Annotated in this window: 22 protein-coding genes and 1 pseudogene; 2 read left to right on the forward strand and 21 right to left on the reverse strand. The window is 51.4% G+C overall.

From position 1 onward, the window contains the following. Positions 1–206, forward strand: a pseudogene (locus HMPREF9469_RS32625) (IS30 family transposase); the annotation flags it as partial. Between the two features lie 266 nt (positions 207–472). Here the strand turns inward: HMPREF9469_RS32625 and HMPREF9469_RS12335 are convergent. From HMPREF9469_RS12335 to HMPREF9469_RS12415, 20 genes are all read right to left on the reverse strand, one after another. Next, positions 473–1435, reverse strand: a complete 963-nt coding sequence (locus HMPREF9469_RS12335) for a helix-turn-helix transcriptional regulator (RefSeq protein WP_007862353.1) — start codon at positions 1433–1435, stop codon at positions 473–475. A 28-nt stretch (positions 1436–1463) separates the two neighbouring features. Beyond that, entirely contained in the window at positions 1464–1604 is a 141-nt protein-coding gene (locus tag HMPREF9469_RS32430) for a hypothetical protein (protein ID WP_007862354.1), read from the reverse strand. Further along, positions 1605–2483 (reverse strand): DUF4261 domain-containing protein, encoded by an 879-nt coding sequence (locus HMPREF9469_RS12340; RefSeq protein ID WP_007862355.1) that lies wholly within the window; start codon positions 2481–2483, stop codon positions 1605–1607. It abuts the gene before it with no gap. Continuing rightward, positions 2480–3355, reverse strand: coding sequence for a hypothetical protein (locus HMPREF9469_RS12345; RefSeq protein ID WP_007862356.1), 876 nt, complete (start codon positions 3353–3355; stop codon positions 2480–2482). Before HMPREF9469_RS12345 ends, HMPREF9469_RS12340 begins: the two co-directional genes overlap by 4 nt. Positions 3356–3381: 26 nt before the next feature. Continuing rightward, positions 3382–4161: a hypothetical protein gene (locus HMPREF9469_RS12350; RefSeq protein ID WP_007862358.1), complete on the reverse strand. Its 780-nt coding sequence runs from the start codon at positions 4159–4161 to the stop codon at positions 3382–3384. A gap of 15 nt (positions 4162–4176) precedes the next feature. Next, positions 4177–5040, reverse strand: a complete 864-nt coding sequence (locus HMPREF9469_RS12355) for a CbrC family protein (protein ID WP_007862360.1) — start codon at positions 5038–5040, stop codon at positions 4177–4179. A gap of 15 nt (positions 5041–5055) precedes the next feature. Continuing rightward, complete coding sequence (locus HMPREF9469_RS12360; RefSeq protein WP_007862362.1) at positions 5056–11028, reverse strand: immunity protein Imm33 domain-containing protein; 5973 nt, start codon at positions 11026–11028, stop codon at positions 5056–5058. A 42-nt stretch (positions 11029–11070) separates the two neighbouring features. Next, the gene (locus HMPREF9469_RS12365; RefSeq protein ID WP_007862364.1) at positions 11071–12039 is read right to left on the reverse strand and encodes a formylglycine-generating enzyme family protein; all 969 of its coding nucleotides are present in this window, start codon (positions 12037–12039) and stop codon (positions 11071–11073) included. Between the two features lie 11 nt (positions 12040–12050). Continuing rightward, positions 12051–12461, reverse strand: coding sequence for a DUF6966 domain-containing protein (locus HMPREF9469_RS12370; RefSeq protein ID WP_002588992.1), 411 nt, complete (start codon positions 12459–12461; stop codon positions 12051–12053). Then, positions 12458–13408 carry a hypothetical protein gene (locus HMPREF9469_RS12375; protein ID WP_002588991.1) on the reverse strand — a complete coding sequence of 317 codons (951 nt, stop codon included), beginning with the start codon at positions 13406–13408 and terminating at the stop codon, positions 12458–12460. Before HMPREF9469_RS12375 ends, HMPREF9469_RS12370 begins: the two co-directional genes overlap by 4 nt. Before the next feature lie 15 nt (positions 13409–13423). After that, positions 13424–13723, reverse strand: a complete 300-nt coding sequence (locus tag HMPREF9469_RS12380) for a DUF6881 domain-containing protein (RefSeq protein ID WP_002588990.1) — start codon at positions 13721–13723, stop codon at positions 13424–13426. 18 nt (positions 13724–13741) lie between these two features. Then, a complete protein-coding gene (locus tag HMPREF9469_RS12385; protein ID WP_171902266.1) occupies positions 13742–14071 on the reverse strand; it encodes a hypothetical protein in 330 nt (109 codons plus the stop codon). Next, complete coding sequence (locus HMPREF9469_RS12390) at positions 14061–14504, reverse strand: Imm51 family immunity protein (RefSeq protein ID WP_002588988.1); 444 nt, start codon at positions 14502–14504, stop codon at positions 14061–14063. The genes HMPREF9469_RS12385 and HMPREF9469_RS12390 overlap by 11 nt, the downstream gene beginning before the upstream one ends. A gap of 27 nt (positions 14505–14531) precedes the next feature. Beyond that, the gene (locus HMPREF9469_RS12395) at positions 14532–15263 is read right to left on the reverse strand and encodes a DUF4241 domain-containing protein (protein WP_007862369.1); all 732 of its coding nucleotides are present in this window, start codon (positions 15261–15263) and stop codon (positions 14532–14534) included. Positions 15264–15328: 65 nt separating this feature from the next. Further along, positions 15329–15478, reverse strand: coding sequence for a hypothetical protein (locus HMPREF9469_RS32435; RefSeq protein WP_006059601.1), 150 nt, complete (start codon positions 15476–15478; stop codon positions 15329–15331). A gap of 5 nt (positions 15479–15483) precedes the next feature. Then, positions 15484–15810 carry a DUF5713 family protein gene (locus HMPREF9469_RS12400; protein WP_002588986.1) on the reverse strand — a complete coding sequence of 109 codons (327 nt, stop codon included), beginning with the start codon at positions 15808–15810 and terminating at the stop codon, positions 15484–15486. 36 nt (positions 15811–15846) lie between these two features. Continuing rightward, the gene (locus HMPREF9469_RS12405) at positions 15847–16350 is read right to left on the reverse strand and encodes a DUF2004 domain-containing protein (protein ID WP_002588985.1); all 504 of its coding nucleotides are present in this window, start codon (positions 16348–16350) and stop codon (positions 15847–15849) included. Between the two features lie 11 nt (positions 16351–16361). After that, complete coding sequence (locus HMPREF9469_RS12410) at positions 16362–16595, reverse strand: immunity 17 family protein (protein WP_002576934.1); 234 nt, start codon at positions 16593–16595, stop codon at positions 16362–16364. 53 nt (positions 16596–16648) lie between these two features. Beyond that, positions 16649–16819, reverse strand: a complete 171-nt coding sequence (locus HMPREF9469_RS32440) for a hypothetical protein (protein WP_166434156.1) — start codon at positions 16817–16819, stop codon at positions 16649–16651. Between the two features lie 107 nt (positions 16820–16926). Then, a complete protein-coding gene (locus tag HMPREF9469_RS12415; protein WP_002588984.1) occupies positions 16927–17469 on the reverse strand; it encodes an SLOG family protein in 543 nt (180 codons plus the stop codon). Positions 17470–17626: 157 nt separating this feature from the next. Here HMPREF9469_RS12415 and HMPREF9469_RS12420 point away from each other — a divergent pair, with 157 nt between their 5' ends. Further along, positions 17627–17941, forward strand: a complete 315-nt coding sequence (locus tag HMPREF9469_RS12420; RefSeq protein WP_002576937.1) for a helix-turn-helix domain-containing protein — start codon at positions 17627–17629, stop codon at positions 17939–17941. 188 nt (positions 17942–18129) lie between these two features. Here HMPREF9469_RS12420 and HMPREF9469_RS12425 read toward each other — a convergent pair whose 3' ends face one another. Beyond that, positions 18130–19542, reverse strand: a complete 1413-nt coding sequence (locus tag HMPREF9469_RS12425; protein WP_002588983.1) for a relaxase/mobilization nuclease domain-containing protein — start codon at positions 19540–19542, stop codon at positions 18130–18132. Between the last annotated feature and the right edge of the window lie 29 nt (positions 19543–19571).

Consider the following 19571-nt stretch of genomic DNA (forward strand, 5'->3'; position numbering starts at 1 on the left):
CAAAAGGCAGTTCATTCGCTGATTTAGATGATAATAAAATTAAACTTATGATGAATCACATAAATAACGAAAAAAGAGACAGTCTTAATGGGCATAGCCCATATGAACTCTCTCTTTTACTCTTGGACAATAAGCTTCACAAAGCAATCGGATTAAAGGCAATCGCACCTGATGACGTAATGCTTAGTCCAAACTTGTTAAAATAAATAGTTTAAGCACAGGCAGATTTCACTGCACCAGAATTTAGTCTTGCACAAAGGCATGTGGAATTTAGTCTCGCACACTATTTTCAGATGCCCCGTTAGCATGCAAAAAAACATCAAAACTGGGTGCTTATAGGTTCATTATAAGGCAAATGTATAAATTTGTTAAGGTACAAAGTGGAAGTTAATTCCGCAAATTTACTAGAATAGTCTACAACTGGAATTTAGTTTTTCATTTAAGTTTAAAAATCAATAACACCTCTTTTGCGCTATATAAATTCCTGAGCGATTTGCTGCATTTCCGTAATGCACTCTTTGGGAGAGAGAATTTTTATTTTCCCTTTGAATTTGAATATCCAGCCATAAAAAGTTCCACTGGGGTTCACTTCAATTTTGGCTGTGAAGTGTGTATCATCATACCTATCAACAGCAGCATCTTCTCCATAATGATCTATGATTACTCTCATCAATTCGTTTTCACATAGAAGGGTTACTTCCTTCGATGACTCCGATGTAAACATATCAACCATTTTATTTGTATAGGAGGCTACATCAAATCCCTCTATCGGCATAAAGTAAGTTTCCAGATTTTCTACACTTGTTAGCCGATCTACACGGAAGTGAGCAATTTTCTGATGCTTCAGAGAAAATCCAATCAAATAGTAATGGTCATTTTTCCATTCAAGCGCATAGGGATTTACGACATAATAATATCCATCGTGCTTTAAGATTTTCTTTTTTTCCTGAGTATATTCATAGTATTGGAACCGAATTTGCTGATGGTTTCCAATCGCTGTTTGGATATTATCAATGATATAGTAAACCTTTTCATTATGCGGTTTGACACGGCTGGATAAAGCAGCAAATTTTTGAAGCTGTTCTGCCTGATGTGTGCTGGTCAGACGGCATAATTTCTGTACCAGTTCCTCGGATTTCTTGGCAGAAATGATCTTCGAGGATGCTACTGCGTCTGTCAGCATTTTCAGTTCAGGATACTCAAACGGTCGGCTTCCCATAAAATATTGGTTTTGGGTACTCTTGACCACCACAATATCAATCCCTGCATCGATCAGCGCATTGGTATCTGCGTAAACAGTCTGCCGCACTGCCTGAATTCCTTTTCCATTCAGATGGGCAATGATGTCAGATACTGTGGCGGGATGGTTTTCATCGGTCCTCTCATAGAGAAACCGGAGTAATTCCAGTATCCGCATATTTGTTGAATTCTGCATACTTCACCTCCTCGATTCTTAAAATGGCCTATTTTGTATGGTGTCCAGCCCCAAAGACCAGAAGCAGGGCGACAGCACAGAGAAGCAGGCCGATCCAATTTCGATCTATAATCAGCTTGATCACCGCCACAAGCAGAAGTCCGCCTGCCAGGAGCACAACGCCATTCATTCAGCGTCCTCCCGAAGCATAGTTTCCCATGTTGATGTCCAGCACCCCTCTGGGCGGCTGGATCAGGGAGTCCTCATACTGGCACTTCCACTGGACCTCCCGGCACATCTGGCTATCCGCCACGCCGTCTATGGTTTCCCCATCCTGAATGGGGTTATCATGCTCCAGAATATAGGACGCTGCATTATAGGCGTGGTTTACCACCCAGTTGGGGTCCATGCCGTGGAAGTGGTACTGGAGATCCGGCAAAAACAGGGTGCTCATGCCCACCGTGTCGATGAGCATATCCTCCGTGCCCTCGATGTTGAAGAAACGGACATTGACGCCAAAGCGGATGAACCGATCCGGCCCCTCAATCTGATGGGAGCGCACATCCTCTGCCAGAAACAGCTTGCCGCAGTTCTGGAAATAGAACGCCTCACAGGTGGGGTACAGCTCTGCCAGAGCCTCCAGAAAGTCGGCATCCAGGTTGGCACGCTCCAGCGCTGGAAGCGCCGCAGTCAGCATATCGGTGGCCACCACCTGATATTTGCACTCCCGGAAGATCCGGTCACGGTCCTCCTGGCAGTCCCACATCTGGCTCATCAGAAAGGCATCAAAGCCTTTGCCCTTGAACTTGTCGCATTTCATCACCATCAGCTGTACCGGGTACTTGCCGTCCTGAAATTCCGCGACATGATCCAGGGCGGCAAAGCCGGCCATTTTCTTATCATAACAGAAGCACTCTGTTGATCCGATGTGCTTCTCCATTATGGCAGTCATTTTTTCTTTATCCGGCATTTCTACCGGCTCTTTGAACAGCATCTGAATGAGATAGGGACCTCCGGGCTGGGGGCCTTTTTTGTCGTCCAGATTTTGCTGGAAAGCTTTATTGCTCATTTGGGTTCCTCCTTCTTTTCTGGGAACAGTTTCCACCGAAACTCCAGCTCTTTCTGGACAAACTCTTTCGGCAGGCCGCGGGGGTTGGCGATGAGATACCATACCCGAAAGGTGCGCTTCTTCGGATCTGTTTCCTGCCGGTAGAGCTGATAGCCCGCCTCATCCTCCTGTGTCCACTGTCCTGTCTGCCGCTTGGCCTGCACAAAGGGTTCCACCACCTGGTCCAGTTCCTCTCTGGTGCGGCTTGAGGCCCAGGCTTGATCCACATCATTGGCGTGGGAGAGGTGGAACAACATCGAACCCATCCAGTTCTTTGCCTTGTGTCCAGGCGTTCCGCGCAATTCCGCCTGACGGCGGTACTCCTCCATCTGCTCCGCCGTTCCGTACCGTTCCACCATCTGCTCCCGCACATAGATGAACCAGCTGTAGTCCTCCGCCTCGGTGAAGGGGGCGCAGACCGGCTGTAATGCCTCCACGGGGTCTGCCTCGAAGCGGTCGATGAAGTCGAGGTAGTTGGCTTTGACCAGGGGCAGAAAGGTGTCCAGCAGCCCGGTGTTCAGCCGCAGGTCCTCTGTCAGCATCCGAAAGAATGAACCGCCTGTTGTGGGTTCAATTCTGAAAGAGTAGAGGTAGTCATCTCCCTGCTTTATGATACAGCTGAAGCCCACCTCCACATTCCCATGGCCGATTTCGTAGTCTATGTAGTTGTAGCGGCTCCGGTCAAACCAGATCTGATAGGTCAGCCCGTTTTTCATTTTCTTTTTGAAGTCGCCCTTTTTCAGACGCTTCCAGCCCTTTTCCTCCAGGCCCAGGCCGTTCCACAGGTAGTCCAGAAGTTCCTGAATTATATCTGCCGGCCGTTTTTGTTCCACGGTCTCCACCCCCTGACGAATTCTCTTTAATAGTCAAGCAGGATAGGCACCTGCTGCTCCTCGGCAAATCGCATGGCCCGCCAGAACATGGAGAAGGCAAACTTGGCAAGGGATTGAGTGTCATACTGGGTGTGTTCCGGGATGTCTGCCTTGCTGTACTGTCCATCTGAGTCTACGGTTCCGTCTACCGGGTATCCCTCCGTGTCTGCCCAGCCAAGGATAGTGTCCTCATCGGCCTGCCACGCCAGCTGGTTCAGCTTTTCCAGCTCCTTCCGCAGTCCGCCCAAGGTGGCGATAGCGGCGGTGTCATCGGTAGGCAAGGACCCTTGGAACAGAAAGCTGTCAGAAAGAGGGAGCCACCAGGTAGCCCCACGAAACAGGGACCACACCCGCTCCTCATCTGATGCAAGGCGGGCGACCAGAGGATGCTCCCCGAAGATCCAGTCCTTCTCCACGGTGGAAGGCACCGGTTCCTCGTATGTACGACAGGCGGCCACCAGCAGCATAGCGCCGAAGGCATCCCAATCCGGCTTGTCGGTGTAATAAGGTTTCTCATTATTTTCAAGCCAGGGAGCGTAGGGGGGCTGGCCCGGCTGAGAAATGGCGCTCAAGATCTGATCCCGCCAGTTCTCCACCGCCGCCTGGACCTCAGCCGGGGACATTTCTTCCTCGTTATCAGCAGGTTCCCCGTCCGGGGTGATGCGGTTGAAAGAGTATCCGTTTTCCTCCGCCCACTGCTGCACAACAGTTTTCCAGTTGTGAGAATAGTACCGGGTCAGCGTCCCGGCGTAGATGTCAAGTCCCATAGTAATGTCTCCTTTTCAATCAAAATCCATCCAGACCAGGTGTTTTCCGCAGTGGAGGCACTGGAACAGATAGCATTGCAGATGCCCGCCATTGACAGATTCCCGGATCATTTCTTTTTGCTCATCGTCCCACATCGGGTCGTCCAGCACCTCCTCCAGCACACCCAGTGCCCGCAGTTCTCTGGCTCCCACATTACCCAAATAGGCGCAATAGTCACCACAATGGGCGCGCCAGTATTCCTGCTGCCAGCCGGAGTAGCCGGGGGTGCGGTGGATCAGCTCGTCCAGCTTCTCCGGATCGTCTACACCATCGTCCACAGAGAAATCATCTTGAAAACTACCGTCATATTTCCGGGCTGCTTCGCCGTTGGCGATGCACTCTGGGCACAGATATGCAATATCCTCCACTGAAAAGAACGGATTGGTATAGAAAATATGGGTCGTCTTGCCACAGCAGTCGCAGACAACGCCGTCTGCGGATTCCTCAAAAGCCCCAGTTTCCAGAGGGTTTGGGTGATACCGGAAGGCGGGCAGGCCCAGCTGGGCCTGCCGTTCCTTCTCTTTCTGCTTTTCCTCCGGCGTTTTGGGCTTGGGGAGAGCATAATGATTGCCCCAGTTTTCCGCATAGTCCTTCAGCGTGCCCAGCCGCTTGAGGGTCTTTTTATCGGAACGATTTCCGATTTGGCAGAGCAGTTCATAGGCATCCTTCTTGAAGTCCAGTAGATCATACACATCCACCAGCACTTCCTTGGCCTGCTGATCCTCACTCTGCTCAAGTTCTTCCTTGAAGGTATATAGAGCGCGGACACTGTCCGGACCTTCATTGGTCGCAACAAACTGTTTTTTTAGTTCGATATAGGTTTTTTGATATTCTGTCATTGGTCGCACCTCCCATCAATCCCACCAGAAATACCAGACGGTGGACTGCCACAGGACAGCTGCCAAGGAGCCAATGCTTCCATCCTCATTCTGATCCAGATCTGGGCAGAAACCATATTGCTCCACAGCCACCTCCATAGCTCTTTCCTTGGAAATCGGAGTTGGAAGTTCAAACTCCAATTCATCGTGGCTCATGGCGGCAGGGATGGCACCATGTTGCTCGAACCAGTATTTCGCCACTGCCATCAGGTCCGGTGTGTCGGGACACTCATTCCAATTTCCAAAGGGCAGGTAGGCGAAGATCTCCCAGGGGTTCTTTACCGGAATTTTAGCCAGAATGAGCGGATATGTCATTCCGGTATCATCGTTCCAATAGTTTGCGAAGCGGTCGTTGGGTTCTCCGCCCTCCATCTCGCCCAGGACTTCCTCATCCCAGTCCAGATCATCGTCCTCGGCTTCTTCCTTGCGCTGACCGGTCAATTCCTCCAAAATCGCCTTTCCGTCCTTGATGGGAGCGGAGAGCATCTTCTTTCGATACTCCTCCACGGTTTTGAGGTCAAATTCATAGAAGTCCGCATCATGCTCCGGGTCAGCGTTCATCACCAGACACTCCAACTGCGTTTCATCATCCGCCTGGATAAGTACGGGAACAAAGCCCTCCCGTACCCCCAGCCGCCGGGCGTAGCTGTATGCTGACATGATGGGATCATCATCTGCCATAGACGGGAAATAGGTACACTCACAGTCCAGATACTCCATAATGGCCTGCGCCACCTCGGAAGGCTCCAGCGTATCCTCGTCAAAGTCCTGTCCCTGCCAGTTGGTGAAGCGTTCCTCAATTACCTCTGCCATAGCCTGATAGTAGTCCTCGTCAAAGGGGATGAATAAGTATGCCTCCTGTTGAAATTCATTGGAGTGGTATCGGGACGGACCAAAATATTTCAGGGCATAGTCATCAATGTCGGCAGGATAATAGGGCGCATCAATTTCTCCATAGTAATAATGGGCAAAGGCACGGCCTTTCTGATTGAACAGAGCCGAGAATAGACAGCCGAACAGCTCCTCCCGGATGAATGTTCGTAGGTCTGTGTTGCCTGGATCGGCTTTGACCTGATTTACCACTTCGCCATGCTCCGCCAGGAATTTCCCGCCCATCAGGTCATGCTCCATGCACCAGCGCAAATAAATCGCCATGTGGTTGTAGGCGTTGATGGGGTCAATGGGAAGCTCCTTCTCCTCAAGGTTCTCAATATGATAGGAAACATCATCCATTCCTATGCTGTCATCGTCATCCTCCGGATCTCCCTTTATAGGCTCGTAACCGATCTTCAGGGTCATCTGTTCCTCTGGCAGAGAGACACCGGGGCTGCGGGTGATGGTGTGCTTATCGTCCGCAGAAAAACCGATGGTCTCGCCGTCTTGCAGCGTCACATCACACGCCAGCACATAGGAGGCAAGGCTTGCCAAAAAGTCCCGTAGTTCCTCCGGCTCAGCGTCGGTGTTCAACACCTCCATTTCCTCCTTGCCAAACACATCCATGCCGTAGGTGTAGCCGTTTAGGCCCCCCTCGCTCCGGTACAGGCCGAACCAAACCCAGTTGAAGATGGGCAGTTCGTCCTTTTTGAGCATATCGGCAAGGCCCTCATAGAAACGAGGCTCAAATACCACGCCGCTGGTGTAGACACCGGTGGCGTATTTCTGCTTGCAGCACACTGCCATCGCCTTGGTGAACAGCTTACCTCGTTCCAGCAGTTTTTCCTCCTCGCCCAACACAGCCACCATGATATGGGCCTTGTGCGCTTTGGCCACTTCTACGGCCTCTGGCCACATATAGTTGTTTTCGGCGTTGATCTCTGCTTCATTGTCCGGGATGTGACCGTGGAATAGTGTCACAATCAGCATCATATTGCCGACCCGCATTACCACAGCGTCATCGCTGTTCTCAACATCTTCGTCGCCCTCATCCGGCTCCTCATCTACGATACCCCATTCTTCCCGCAGATCTCGAATCAACTGCTCCTTGTCCCACTCTGCTTTGGAGAGGAGCACAGATCCGGCAAAGGAACCCTTATGGTCGGTTTCCTCCTCGTCGGCGTCATCTTCAAGATCCTCTGCATCTTCATCCGGATCATAGAGGGATTCATGCTCCAGTCCGCGGATAAATTCCTCAAAGCTGTCTGCCAGATGGGTAATTTTATAGTCATTTTCCTGATCCACATGGACTACCGCAGGCTCTCCCTGAGGGCCGCAAGCCCGGTAGTCCAGGAAAATCATATCGTGTCCGGCGCTTGGACAGTCGCAGATGGCCACACCGATGGCAGGATACTCCCACTCAGCGATCATAAACTGGCTGCCAAGCTCTCCACAGAGGGAGCAGCTCTTTTCCCGTCCGATTCCGAAAATGCCGGTGATGGCCACATGATCATCTGACCAACAGGTAGGCTCATCGCAGGGATAGCAGGTGTTCACCGGAATGCCGCCGTTGTGCTGCTTCATCAGCCAGATGTAGGCGGCGGGCAGCTTGTAGCCCAGTTCCTCCTCCACGCTGGCAATCAGCTCATCGGAAGGCGGATCACTGACATATTCTTTCAGTGCATACCAATTATCATCCCAGAAGTTGATGAGGTCGAAACCCTCAAATGGGGTATCACCGGGCACGAATTTGGCCTTCTTCTTCCGGCTGCGCTGGCGTTTCCGGATCTCCGCCTTACACTCCCGAATTACCGCCGGGGCATTTTCATCCTCCGGGTCCAGCTCTGCCCACCGCTGGGCGTAGGGAATGGCCTTTTCCTCCTGACCATAGAGATACTGATAGCCGTAGGCCATCCGCATATTCCACTCCGCCTTGTCCTGACCTTCCTCCCGGACGGACTCCAGCACCTCAATGGCCCTCTGGAGGGCTTTGTCTCTCTTGAATTTCAAAGTACCCTCATCATGGTCCCCGATGATGGCGTAGTTCTCCAGCGCCCGTGCCAGGGCGTAGGCGGTGCGATAGTTCCTCCAGTCCTCTGGGATGGCATTGAGTGCCTGGATGCAGCGGGTGTACTCGTCCTCGTCGTTCCACTGCTCCAGCTGAGCGAAGAATGCTTCGGCGTCCTGTTGGGTATAAGGAATATAGTCCATGCCCGTAAGCGTTTCATCCAACTCGTCATCCTGATTTTCAGTTTCTGTCCCATCATCTTGTTGCTTTAGAGGTACAGAACCGGCTTCACGGCGGAAGGTGTGGAAGATGGCCCATGGGATATCCGTGCCTTCAAAGAACTCTTTCGCCATGTTCAGCGCCTCTCGGATGTCCCAGGCGATGAAGTCCACATAGCCACAGTAGAGGCCGGTGGCCCCGCCGATGAGGGCGAGCATCTCCGATCCGTCCACGGTGGTGAACAATTCCTCCAGCTTGTCCCGGAAGTCGAAAATCTTTTCCGATCCTTCCTCCTCCCGCAAGGTATCCAGGGGATAGCAGAAAAAGCCCGCTACCGCTCCGTCGGCATGGAGATCGTCCATAAAGTCGTTGTCGGCATTCAGATAGCCGTTGATGAGCGGCACACAGCAGGTGGAACCGGCCATTACATCCAGCCGCCAATCGGCGTTGGGGTCTTCATTGGGTTTCATTTCGTAGCCAAGATAGCTCTCCAGATAGGCCTCCGGATCGGTGGAGAGCTCCAGGCCCTGCTCCCGCAGTTTGTCGGGCAGCTGGGACAGGAGGAAGGACGGCTCTGCCTTGGGTTCCTCCAGCACATCAAAACTGTCTATGTATCTCATGTGGGGGATCTCGCCCAGTATCTGATCGGTGAGGGTGGTGAGCATCCACCAGACTCGGCCTTCCGCCTCCCGGAGCATAGGCAGCAGCTTTTCACAGTAGGCGGAGATGTTGAAACTGTTTTCGCCCTGTTCCTCCAGCCAGATCTGCACATCCTCACCGGAGATGTCCCAGCTGTCGTCGGTACGCAGGCCGATATTCTGGGAGGGCTGACGGCCCACAAGGATGTTCCAGTGCTCCAGCACCTCCTTTGGGGCGTGTTTCTGGAAGTAGACCAGCTCAAACAGCTTGACCTTATTACCCTCCGGGGTGAGGATCAGCTCATGCTTTTCGCCATTGAAGCCCAGCTCGAAGGAAATTTCATCAAAAACCAGATTCAGGGTGTCCTCCATTTGGGCCACGAGTTCTGCGCCGCGGGTATGATCTTTGTCCTCATCCATCATCTGGCGCAATTCTGCTTCCATCTCGGCAAAGGTTTCCCACCAGTTCTCTGTCCGCTCTCGGAAGCACTCCCAGAACTGCGGCAGAGAAATACCCTGCTTGCACCGGTCGATAAACTCTTTGGTGTCATCGTCACCAGGGCGGACTTCCAATGCCTTTTCAAAATATCGCAGAGCCCGGCCCTCCTGATCCAGATAAAAGTAGGAGTAACCCATGCGGAAGTTCCAGTAATAATCGTCCTCGAAGTATTCCTCATGGGGCTTTAGCAGAGCGAGGGCCTTTTTGAGCATTTCTTTGCAAGTTGGCTTATGTGGGTCTGCCAGATTGTTATAGGCACGGGCTAACTCACTGTCCATCTCAGGGGTACGCTCCTCGGCGGGGATGGCCTCCAGCGCATCAATAATTTTATGTTGTTTGCTCTCCTCATGCCACTTCTGGCACTGCTTCAAAATGTCCATATCAGGGTCCTCCTCGTCCTCATCCGGTTTCCAGTCTTTGATCTGCTGGAACACACCGTTCTCATCCCGCTCAAAGGCGCAGGGGGCGGGGGTGTTCAGCAGAGAAATGATGTCGGGATCGTCGTTGCAAATTGTGTTCAGCTTGTAAATCCCGGCATTGTTGGGGTCGTCCATGTACTCATCGCTCTCGTCACCGGCAGTGAAGCGCCAGCCGCTGTCCCAGTTACCGTCTGGAATCTCACGATAGCAGTAACCCACCTTGCGGCCCTCTACTGTGATGCGGTTGGTGGCGATGCAGCCATCGGCACCCTTCCAGTCAGGGAGCAGAGATTTCACATCCTCCGCTTTCACATGGTAGTCCCGGTTGCGGCCAGCGGCCTCGTACAGTTCCTTCCGCAGCGCCTCCACATGATGTGCCATCTCCTGAATCTCCTCGTCGTCCATCATTTCATGGAGGTCATAGGTCAGGGGGGATTGGGCAAAGTCCGCCAGGGCCTTGTCCATGGCCTCGTGCTCCTCCGGCGTAGCAGTGATGCGGATACGGCGGATGGGGGTGTTGTACTCGTCCAGATCCTGAAGGTTTACACTGCCACTGACGCTGCACTCCAGCAGGATGGCGGCCAGGTCGGTGACCACATCAATGGCGAAGTGGAAGTCCATTTCCACGCCATCGGAATGTGTAAACTCCAGGTACTCCACGGTTTGGCGAAAGTCCCAGTTCTGCTTGTCCAGACCGATCTTGGCGAAAATCTCGCTGAGGGGGATCTCCTCCTTTTTCTGATCCTCTAAAAATGCCACAAGGTTCAGACTGTCATCGGAACCGCCAATAAAGTTGCCCCAGTATTTTTTGATATACATTTGTCGTGCCTCCTGTTCTGAATCCAGTCGATCAATGAGCTGATTCAAGTGTTCCAACCACGCAGGAGCGATCTCACCGCTATCCTCGTTCTTCCAAAGATCCATAATCTCACGGATGCCGTCCTCGTCCGGCACCTCGTTTTTGATGTCGGTGAGCTGCCGCAGCAGGAAAGCAAGTGCTTCTTTGGATGCTGTGAAACCGGTGACTTTATCCCATATAGCTTCTTCATGATCGTAGTCCAGCTTGCCGTTATCCTTCCATTGAAAATACAGCTCCGCCAGAGCCATCGCAGTATTGTCAAAGAGAAAGTCGATTTGTGAGAAGTCAGATCCCAGCATGACTTCCTCTTTCATCAGTTCAATCATCTCGCCCAGATCCATTACCGGATGCTCCGGTACATATTCATTTTTGAGGATGTCCAGTACATCCAGCCCTTCGTCACGCTCTAATGCTTTTATACCCCATGCTCCCATGTCGGCACCTCTCTTTCTTTATTTCGTATCAAGCTTCTATTGTCAATCATGGTTCTCCACCCGGATAATGGGCCGGTAGAAGTCATAATCTCCGTTTAGTTCCTTGTCCTCCTGCACTTCCGGCTTACAGTGGGGCGAACAGGGTAGGAAACCGAGAAATGGGCCCAGCCCGCCGCAGATATTGCACCCGCCGTCACCGCCGCAGGTGGTAAGTCTATCAGCCTGCACCACTTCCCGCATATAGGGATCGTAGGCGATAGACAGGCCGAAGAAGTTGGGTTCCTCCATGTCATAAGGCCGGTTCTCATCCTCATCCATATCCTCAAACCAGCGCAGACGCATGGAGTAGTCTAACCCATCTCCCCATGGGAACAGGGTCCGGCACTCGCCGCCACACAAGTAGGCCCACTCGTCCGCCGTGGGCAGGGAGAAGCCCTGTTTTTGCAGCCGGTTTTGAAAGTCCAGATAGTCCACCTCGTGATAGAGGCTGACCTGCCAGCTGTCACTATCCCGTTCGAAACGGGCACGACCTGCCAGAGTAAGACTGTCCCTGTCGGTCAAAGCGAATTGGCGAAAATCTTCCAACCATTCCGAGCGCAGTCGTGGGTCCTCCAGTTTGACTGGCTCCCAGTTAATTTCCTCCAGCTCCCGGCCCACCAGCATGGGTCCAATGGCCACCTGCCGAACAGGAGCCATGCTTTCCCGAATCATCTCCTCCGGGTCCCGCTCCATTTCCCATTCCCGGAACAGATACTCCAATTCCTCCCAGCTCTCCTGATTCAGTCCCACGGCAAACTGCTCCCAGCCCAGGGTGACGGTATCGCCGGGGACAAAGACGAACTCCCGACCATCTTTCTTGAAGATGCCGGTGGTGCAGCTCTGGCCCCAGCGGTCAAAAGTATGTAGACCGAGAAAGGTCATATCATAACGGGCAGCCAGGCTCTCCATCAGCACCTGCTTCTCGATGTTTTCCATTTGATTGAATTGGGTGCGGAATAGTCTTTTGTTCATAACAAGTCCTCCTACAGCCTATCCAGGTTTTCCTGTAAATCGCCCTGCATCAAGTGCTGGGCAATGGCTTGGTTCAGTGCCTTATGGGGGTGATAGGCTGCCTGCTCTACATCGTGCAGGCACTCCTCCATCAATGCCTCCGGAGAAATGCCTTCCCGTTTGCCATAAAGATGGCCGAAGGCATAGCACACGGACTTGAGAAAGTCGAAAATATAGTCGTGATTTCCACGCATACTGGGCAGGTCGTTGAACGAGCCCATACCTCCGTATGCCCGAAGATGGTGGGCAACCTCCCGCCGCTGGTTCCAGTCCTGAATGTCCCGCTCCAACCAGTCGATCCAGTTTTGGAACTCTGGATGGTCTGCCAGAAGGATGGAGCGCAGACAGGTCAGAGCCTCGGTATAAATATCAGACTGTTTCATTGGCCATCGCTCCCCCAAATACCTCCATAGAGCACACCATCTTTTCCAAGGAACAACATCCGGCTGCGAAGCAGGCTGCACTGCTCCACAGCGACCTTGTTTCCGTCACAGGTGGGAATAGCCTCCTGTTTTTTCCCAAGGTGATCACCATGAGCGGTAAGGAAGTAGAATTTATCCCGTTGCTGGTATCCGCCTTGAAACAGGAAGGTATTGCCGGACGGGGCAACAGAAAAAGCTCCGCTTCCTTCGATTGGCAGTTCAAATACAAAGTCCTCTTTGAAGTTCGTCCGCACCAGCCGGAATTCATCGTAATAATAAAACCACAGGTTTTCTTCTTCGTCCAGGCTGATGGCGTAGCAGTCATAGATGGAATAGTTCTCATTCTTCCAGAGAGGAGTTCCCTCCGATGTCCATGCAATCAGACCGCAAGCACCCAGAGGTTCATCCCAACCGTAATTACCAAATACACCTTCGTCAAAGTAGCTGGTAATGATGGTGCCATCTTTTTTTACCACACAGTCTTGAATGCCATCCCCCAGGCAGAAACGGGACAGCACAGCTCCGTCCCGGCTGACGATCCAGGCGTTCTGGTCGGGGCCGTTTTCCCGATAGGCGCATCTTGCCCCCAGCAGGAGGAAGTGGTCACCTGCGGGCCGCAAATAATGGAACTGGAACTTCAAGAGGCCAAGAGGAAACAGCGTCGTTTCCAGCACCCGCTGTTCCGCCCAATCCAGCTGGATTTCCACTGCGGTATAGGTGGAAGGAGTGCTGAGCCAGTCCTTACCCTGTGTTTCGGACGGCTGTTCCATGAGAAGATAGACTTTTCCATCCCTTTCCGTGAAAAAGTCTGTCACTTCTGTGCCCTCCAGATGGTTTTCCCGGCGCAGCTGGTTCAGGTCAATGATGGAGAACAACGGCAGATTTTTGGCTTTTATAGGTTTGTTCATAGTGTCTCCTCCTGGCTACTTTAACGCTCCATCATAGGTGTGAGTTTCCCAGATGGCCTCAAATTCCGCCTGCTCTATGATGCAGGCGTGGAATTCCTCGCCCCAGACATGGGCGTTCAATTCCTCCACGGTGGGGATCGGCGTGATCTCGATGACACCGTCGTAAAGGTCAGGGATGTTGCGGGTGCGGCCATCCGCAAAGATGTCAATGGAGCGGAGGGCCAGCCGCTCATTTTCGGTATCCACTTCATAGAGGATGACCGATGGTTCACCCTCTGGTGCGCCCGCCCAAAAGAGCTTGATGTACTCGATCATCTCGATCCCTTCATCGTATCATTTGAAATAGTAATACCAATTCCCGCCAAATTCCCGGTCACATTCCTCCTGTGAGGCAAAGGTGCAGTCCTTGATTCCCTCAATGGGGTAATGACTCTTTATCAGCTGCTCTCTGTGATAGGAATTGATCTGTTCCGTCAGGCCGCTCTGCCGCGCCGTCTCTAATTGCGAGTCCGTGGCAAAGATGTAGGACACAAAGTAGTTGTCCGGCTGGATGTAGCAGCCAAACTCAATGGCCTGCTGGATGTCATCGAAGTGGTGTTTCACATCCTCCATGCAGGCTTCTATTACTTTTCGCCATGCCATCTCCTGCTCCTTATTTCTCATCTTCCACCTCACCTATACCCAGATAAGTCCCCATCGTTTTTTCATTGTCACAGGCCGCCCGGATCATTTTGGACAGTAGCATCAAATCGTCGATGTATTGGGAGTACACGCAGAACACATCTTCGTCGGAGTCGAAGTGAAACAGATCCACGCCGCTGTTATTTTCCTCAAACTCCCGGATCACGCCCCGGACCAGCCGTTCCCAGTCTCCGCTGCTGCCGGTCAGTCCCAGCCGGCAGAATTCTTCTGCCCGAAACCCATCGCTGATTTTCAGCAGAAGGGAGATTGCATAGGGGTGGTGGGGAATGAGAAAGAATGGCGCGATCTGCTCCAGCTTCACCCAAATTTTGAAGGGCGGGCGCGGGTCAGGTATCCAGGGCAAGATTTCCCATTCGTCCTCCGGTCGGTTTCCGTATTGGCAAAGGTCTTTCATAGTGTTCTCCTTTGTTCTGTCACATTTTTAATCCTGTTCTTGATAACTGGCTTCAATGTCGATGAACCGCACATACACGGCGCAGACTTCGCCCTTTGCGTCATACCCAAAGTAGACGGGATAGTAGCCGTCACCCCAGCCAGAGGCAAAGATGGGCAGGTTGCAGTCCGTGTCCGGCACTGTCCAGTTGAGCCAGTCGCCGCAGTCCCCCTGATATTTGGGGTGAGCTTTGGCGTTTTCCTCCAGCAAGTCGCAGAACAGGTTGTTATAGGGGTCAATGTCAGGGTCCTCCTCCAGCCGCTTGGCCCAGTATGCCTTGAAGGCCGCCTGGGTCTGGATGTCCGCAACGCAGCCCATCCCGGCGTCTACGCCAAAGCCAAAATACTCGTCCTCGCCCAGTTCCTCGTCCAGATCCTCGTTGCCCACCATGCCCAGCTCATAGCGGACAGGTTTTTCCTGGTTGACCTCTACCTTGACGCAGGCGTAGCGGTCGCCGTATTGTTCGCTGGGCACCACGCAGATTTTTACGGGATAAGTTCCGGCGGGGATCGTTTGAAGGAACGGCAGAGTGTCCTCCAGTTCCACCAGCGGATCACAGGCGAAAATCTGCCCGGTGGGGAAATGGACGGTGCCGATGTCCAGCACATCCACCGCCATGTTCCCAATCACTTTCTCTGTGAAATGGGCCTCCAAGTCATCTTTACAGGTCAATTTATCCTTGATTGCTTCGTATTTGTTCAGCCATTCAGTTGTAGGCATATCAGTTTCCTCCTGTTGATTCTGCTTCTTGATGTACACACTCTTTGAGCCGTCCCAATAGCAGTTCACACACCGGCCATCCTGAAAATGATGGTCACAATTCGGGTAGCCATAGAGAACATGGGCACATTCTGGCACAGCCCCATCATCTGTGAGGAGCCTTTGAAAAACAGGCTTCCGCACTCATCACAAAGGGCCAGTTCTTTTTCTGCCATAGGGTTCACCAGTCCCGTTCCCGGATGGCCTCCTCGGTGTCAATGGGGATGCCAAACCACTCCAGAATGTAGGCCACGGTTGCCGCAATACATTCCCGCGCCACCGTTTCGATCTCGCTGTCGTTCTCGTCAAACTCCTCCTGGAGATCATTGATGCCGCAGACCGCCTCGTCCAGCGTTTCCTGCACCACTTCGGTGTCGGTTTCGCCACTCTCCAGCAGGGCGATGACCTTCTGAAGCTCGTCCTTTACCTTGTCCACCAGAAAAGCAGGATAGTAATCGTCCTGATACATCTCGTCCAGCAGCTTGTAATTGGGGTCAAATGCTTTCATAGGGATTGCTCCTTTCCTCGTGTATGTCAGTCACGCTCAGCTCTCATGTGTGATACAGAAAATCTCCTTGTTCAAATCAAAGTAGATTACCATCAGTTCGTCGGTAATCTCCGGGTTAAAGGACAGATCCAGAATGAAAACTTGCTGGTTCATCTCGCTATCCACCAGACTGCCGAACCGCTTGAGCTTCAAAAAGTCAACCATCTCAGCAAAGGACAGTTTGGCTGGGTCGGTTCCCGGAAAAAGTTCCGCCACAATATCCGGGCCTACATCGTCCCGATGGAACTCCATGAAAAATGTCACAACGCTATGGTAGCGGCTGTCCTCGTCTGCCAGCGCCGCTTTGATGGCGGCTTTGGCCTTCTCCGCCAATTTCTCCGCCTCATCCAGCATTTCTCCCACCGCATCCATGACAGCAGGATCGCCGGTCAGTTCTTCCTCTACATCGAAGATAAAGGGTAGTCCCGATTCCTCGGGAAAGTTGAAGATTTCCTCACCGGGTGTATATGTAAAATCAATGCGTTTACAATTCAGTTTCATAGATATACCTCTTATTTCAATTTCAGCACAAATCCCCAGATGCTCACCACGATCAAAAGGACGCCCAGCAGGAAGAACACCACCCGCCGGTATCCTCTGCTGTGGCGGTGGGCATCCCGCGTACCAGTGGGGTCGCAGAGCCAGTTCCAGTTGCGGATCGCCCCAATTAAAATCACGGCCCCGATGAGCACCGAGGCAATGTACCAATGCTCTTGCAAAAATGCTGTGATCTGTTCACTGTTCATTCTACTTCCTCCTCACGCAAATACCTGCTGGTATTTCTCTTTTCATACTCTTTTCAAACAATAAAAAAGCCCCACGCCGCACTGTCATAAAGACAGGCTGACGCAGGACATGAAGAAGCCGCGTTGAAGGAGCCGCATCCACCAGCAGATGTAGTTTCTTCAACAACCAAAATATTTTTTTCGTATCTTAAAGCAGCAAATTGCTGTCCAATATATTTGTTCATAGCGGCACCATTTGTTCTGAGCGTAGTTTTATATCTTATTATATCACAGCACCCCTTCAATGAAAATATTTTGTTGGAAATGCTAATGAAAAATTTTTGTGAATTTGTTAAGGCGCAGGGGCTGTTATCTCCATAGTGTCTGGATGGATCAGAGTGATTACTTTTCCCTGATGCAAGGCATAGTTGACTGTCTGTGATGTACCTGAGCGCAGCTTTTTCTGATTATCAAACACACCGATAAGGTACTCTGCATGATCGACCATATAGTAATTCCTTTTTTTATAACTGGAAACATCCGCAGAATGTGAAATAACAATGGAATCGTTTGCGTTTTGGATCAGCTTTTTCAATCTATGTCTACTCTGATCCGGCCATTTAGAGTCATAACCGATGAAGGGAACTACAACGACAATTTTAATATCTTCGTATCCCGTTTGTGCCCTCAATGTCAGCAGCTGTTCTCCAGCCCACATATCCACACCAAGAGCACCGCCGACAAAAAAAGTACGGACAAATTTCTCGTCATGAAGTATCCGAAACTGCTCCAGGAGACATTCTTTTAATTTTTGGCATAGGGGATCTTCCTCATTATATCCAAAGCAAAATCTTGTTGGTCGGTGGCCGGTAATGGCGCAGGCATACTGATTCATATAAATCACCCTTGATAACTGCCTTGATTACGCATATAAAGCAAAAATAACGCAAATAATAATGCGTATAAAGGTTGTATTATAAAATTATAACACAATACATACGAAGTATCAAGAATTGCTTTCTGCTATGCTAAAAGAGCAGAGAGGTGAGCGTATGGACGAAGAATTTATCCGCAATCGGATCACAGAATTGCGATTGAAAAAAGGTGTTTCAGAATATCAGATGAGCATGGAGTTAGGGCAGAACAGAAGCTATATTCAGGCGATTTCCTCTGGGCGTTCTATGCCGTCTATGAAGCAGTTCCTCAACATCTGTGAGTATTTTGAAATCACACCGCTTCAATTTTTTGATGCACAGGAAAATAACCCTCAGCTTATCAAGAAGGCTTTGGACGGAATGAGAAAGATGTCAGATGACGATTTGATTATGCTGATTGGTTTTATAAGTCGCTTAAACACAGAAAACTAACGATAGGAGGCAGTAAGCGTCCCGTCGTTAGTTTTTCATTTTATGCGCAGCATATTGTGGCAAGCAATGCTTGTGGCTATCCATTTCGCCACAAACTGCTTGTTGAGGGCAGTGCCCCCAAGCCCCTTTGAACACAGAATTTCATTCTGTGGCTGCGCGTTCTACGAACGCTTTTGACCAGGACCAGCTTATCGCTGGCCGTGGTCTTTTTCTTTTTCAACATCCTGTTCTACCTCCATTTTCAGCACTCGATCCACATTGGCCTTTGCCGTTAAAAGCTCCCGCATTTCCTCACGGGAACGCCGGTACTCGGCATAGGTCTTTTTCTTTTCTTCCAGCAATTTCGCGTACTCCGTCTGTAACTCTTTGACCTTGGGCAGCTTCTTGACGCCCATCTCATCAAAGGCATTCTTAGCAGCCTGGTGGAGCAGAATTTCTTCCTCATGTTCCTCCCGGAATTTCTTAGAGTAGCCTGCCTTGCGGTATGCCACATAGACCTCACGGGTCTTGGCATAATTTACAATGTGAGTACGCAGAACAGCAATCTCTGCCATGCGCTTTTCAGCCGCTTTGATCTGCGCCGAAAGCTCATTGTGATGTGCCGTGGCAGCCGCAGCCTTTTCTTCCAAAACCGCATACTCCAGCAGGTTATTCTCTGACAAGTAATTCATGGTCTGCGCCATCTGCTTGAGGTTGAACACCTTGGCCCATCGAGCATAGCCAGCACCTTTTCCAGCCTGCAATTTTGCCTGAATGTCCACCAGCAGATTGACCTTCTGCGTCTCTGCCTGTGTAACTATTTTCTTTCGTGGGGTATGCGCTTTCTTCCCGGAGAGAACCGCCTGCAAATCATCTAATCCATATCCTTCGCCCAGGCTGTCCATTCGGGCGGCTTTCTCCCAGCCGGGGAGTTTCAAACGATACGATTTTCCGCGCTTTGATACTTCACAGCCGGACTCTTTTAGCAGCTTCAGCAGTTCCTCAAAATTAGCAGGACTTTGTGATAATGCGTTGTCAATCGCTACACGCAGCAGCTCTCGGTGAGAGGGCTTTGCCTGATCGCCCAGCCACTTGTTATAGCTCTTTCCGTGAGGTTTCGGATTCTCCACAATGGATAGTCCGTTTTCAACGCAGATGGTGTCACTTAACTGTCGGACTGCCTTGGTGCTGCCCCAAAAGTTTCGGAATTTCCGGTCATATTCTAAGCTGACCGATGACCAGATAATGTGATTGTGAATGTGCGACTTGTCTATGTGGGTGCAGACCACAAAGGCATGATTGCCCTTGGTGAATCGCTTGGCAAATTCCACACCCAGCCGATTGGCTTCCTCCGGTGTGATCTCACCGGGGCGGAACGACTGGCGCACATGATAGGCGATCACATCATCCGCACCTCGCACTCGTCCGGTCGCGGCAAGGTACTGCCGCTTTGCCAGAAGGAACTCTGCATCCGCAGTCCTGCTGTCACACGCATAGCCGGTAATGAGCCTGCCATTATCTGTTTTTTTGGGATTGGCCACATAGTCGATGATGTCACTGATCGCCCGACTTTCTGTGCGGCCCTTGCCGACATGAAGCGGCATGATTCTTGTGGTTGCCATAGGTCAGACCTCCTTCCCGAAAAGAAAAC

It is taken from the genome of [Clostridium] citroniae WAL-17108 (genome assembly GCF_000233455.1).
Taxonomy (GTDB): domain Bacteria; phylum Bacillota; class Clostridia; order Lachnospirales; family Lachnospiraceae; genus Enterocloster; species Enterocloster citroniae.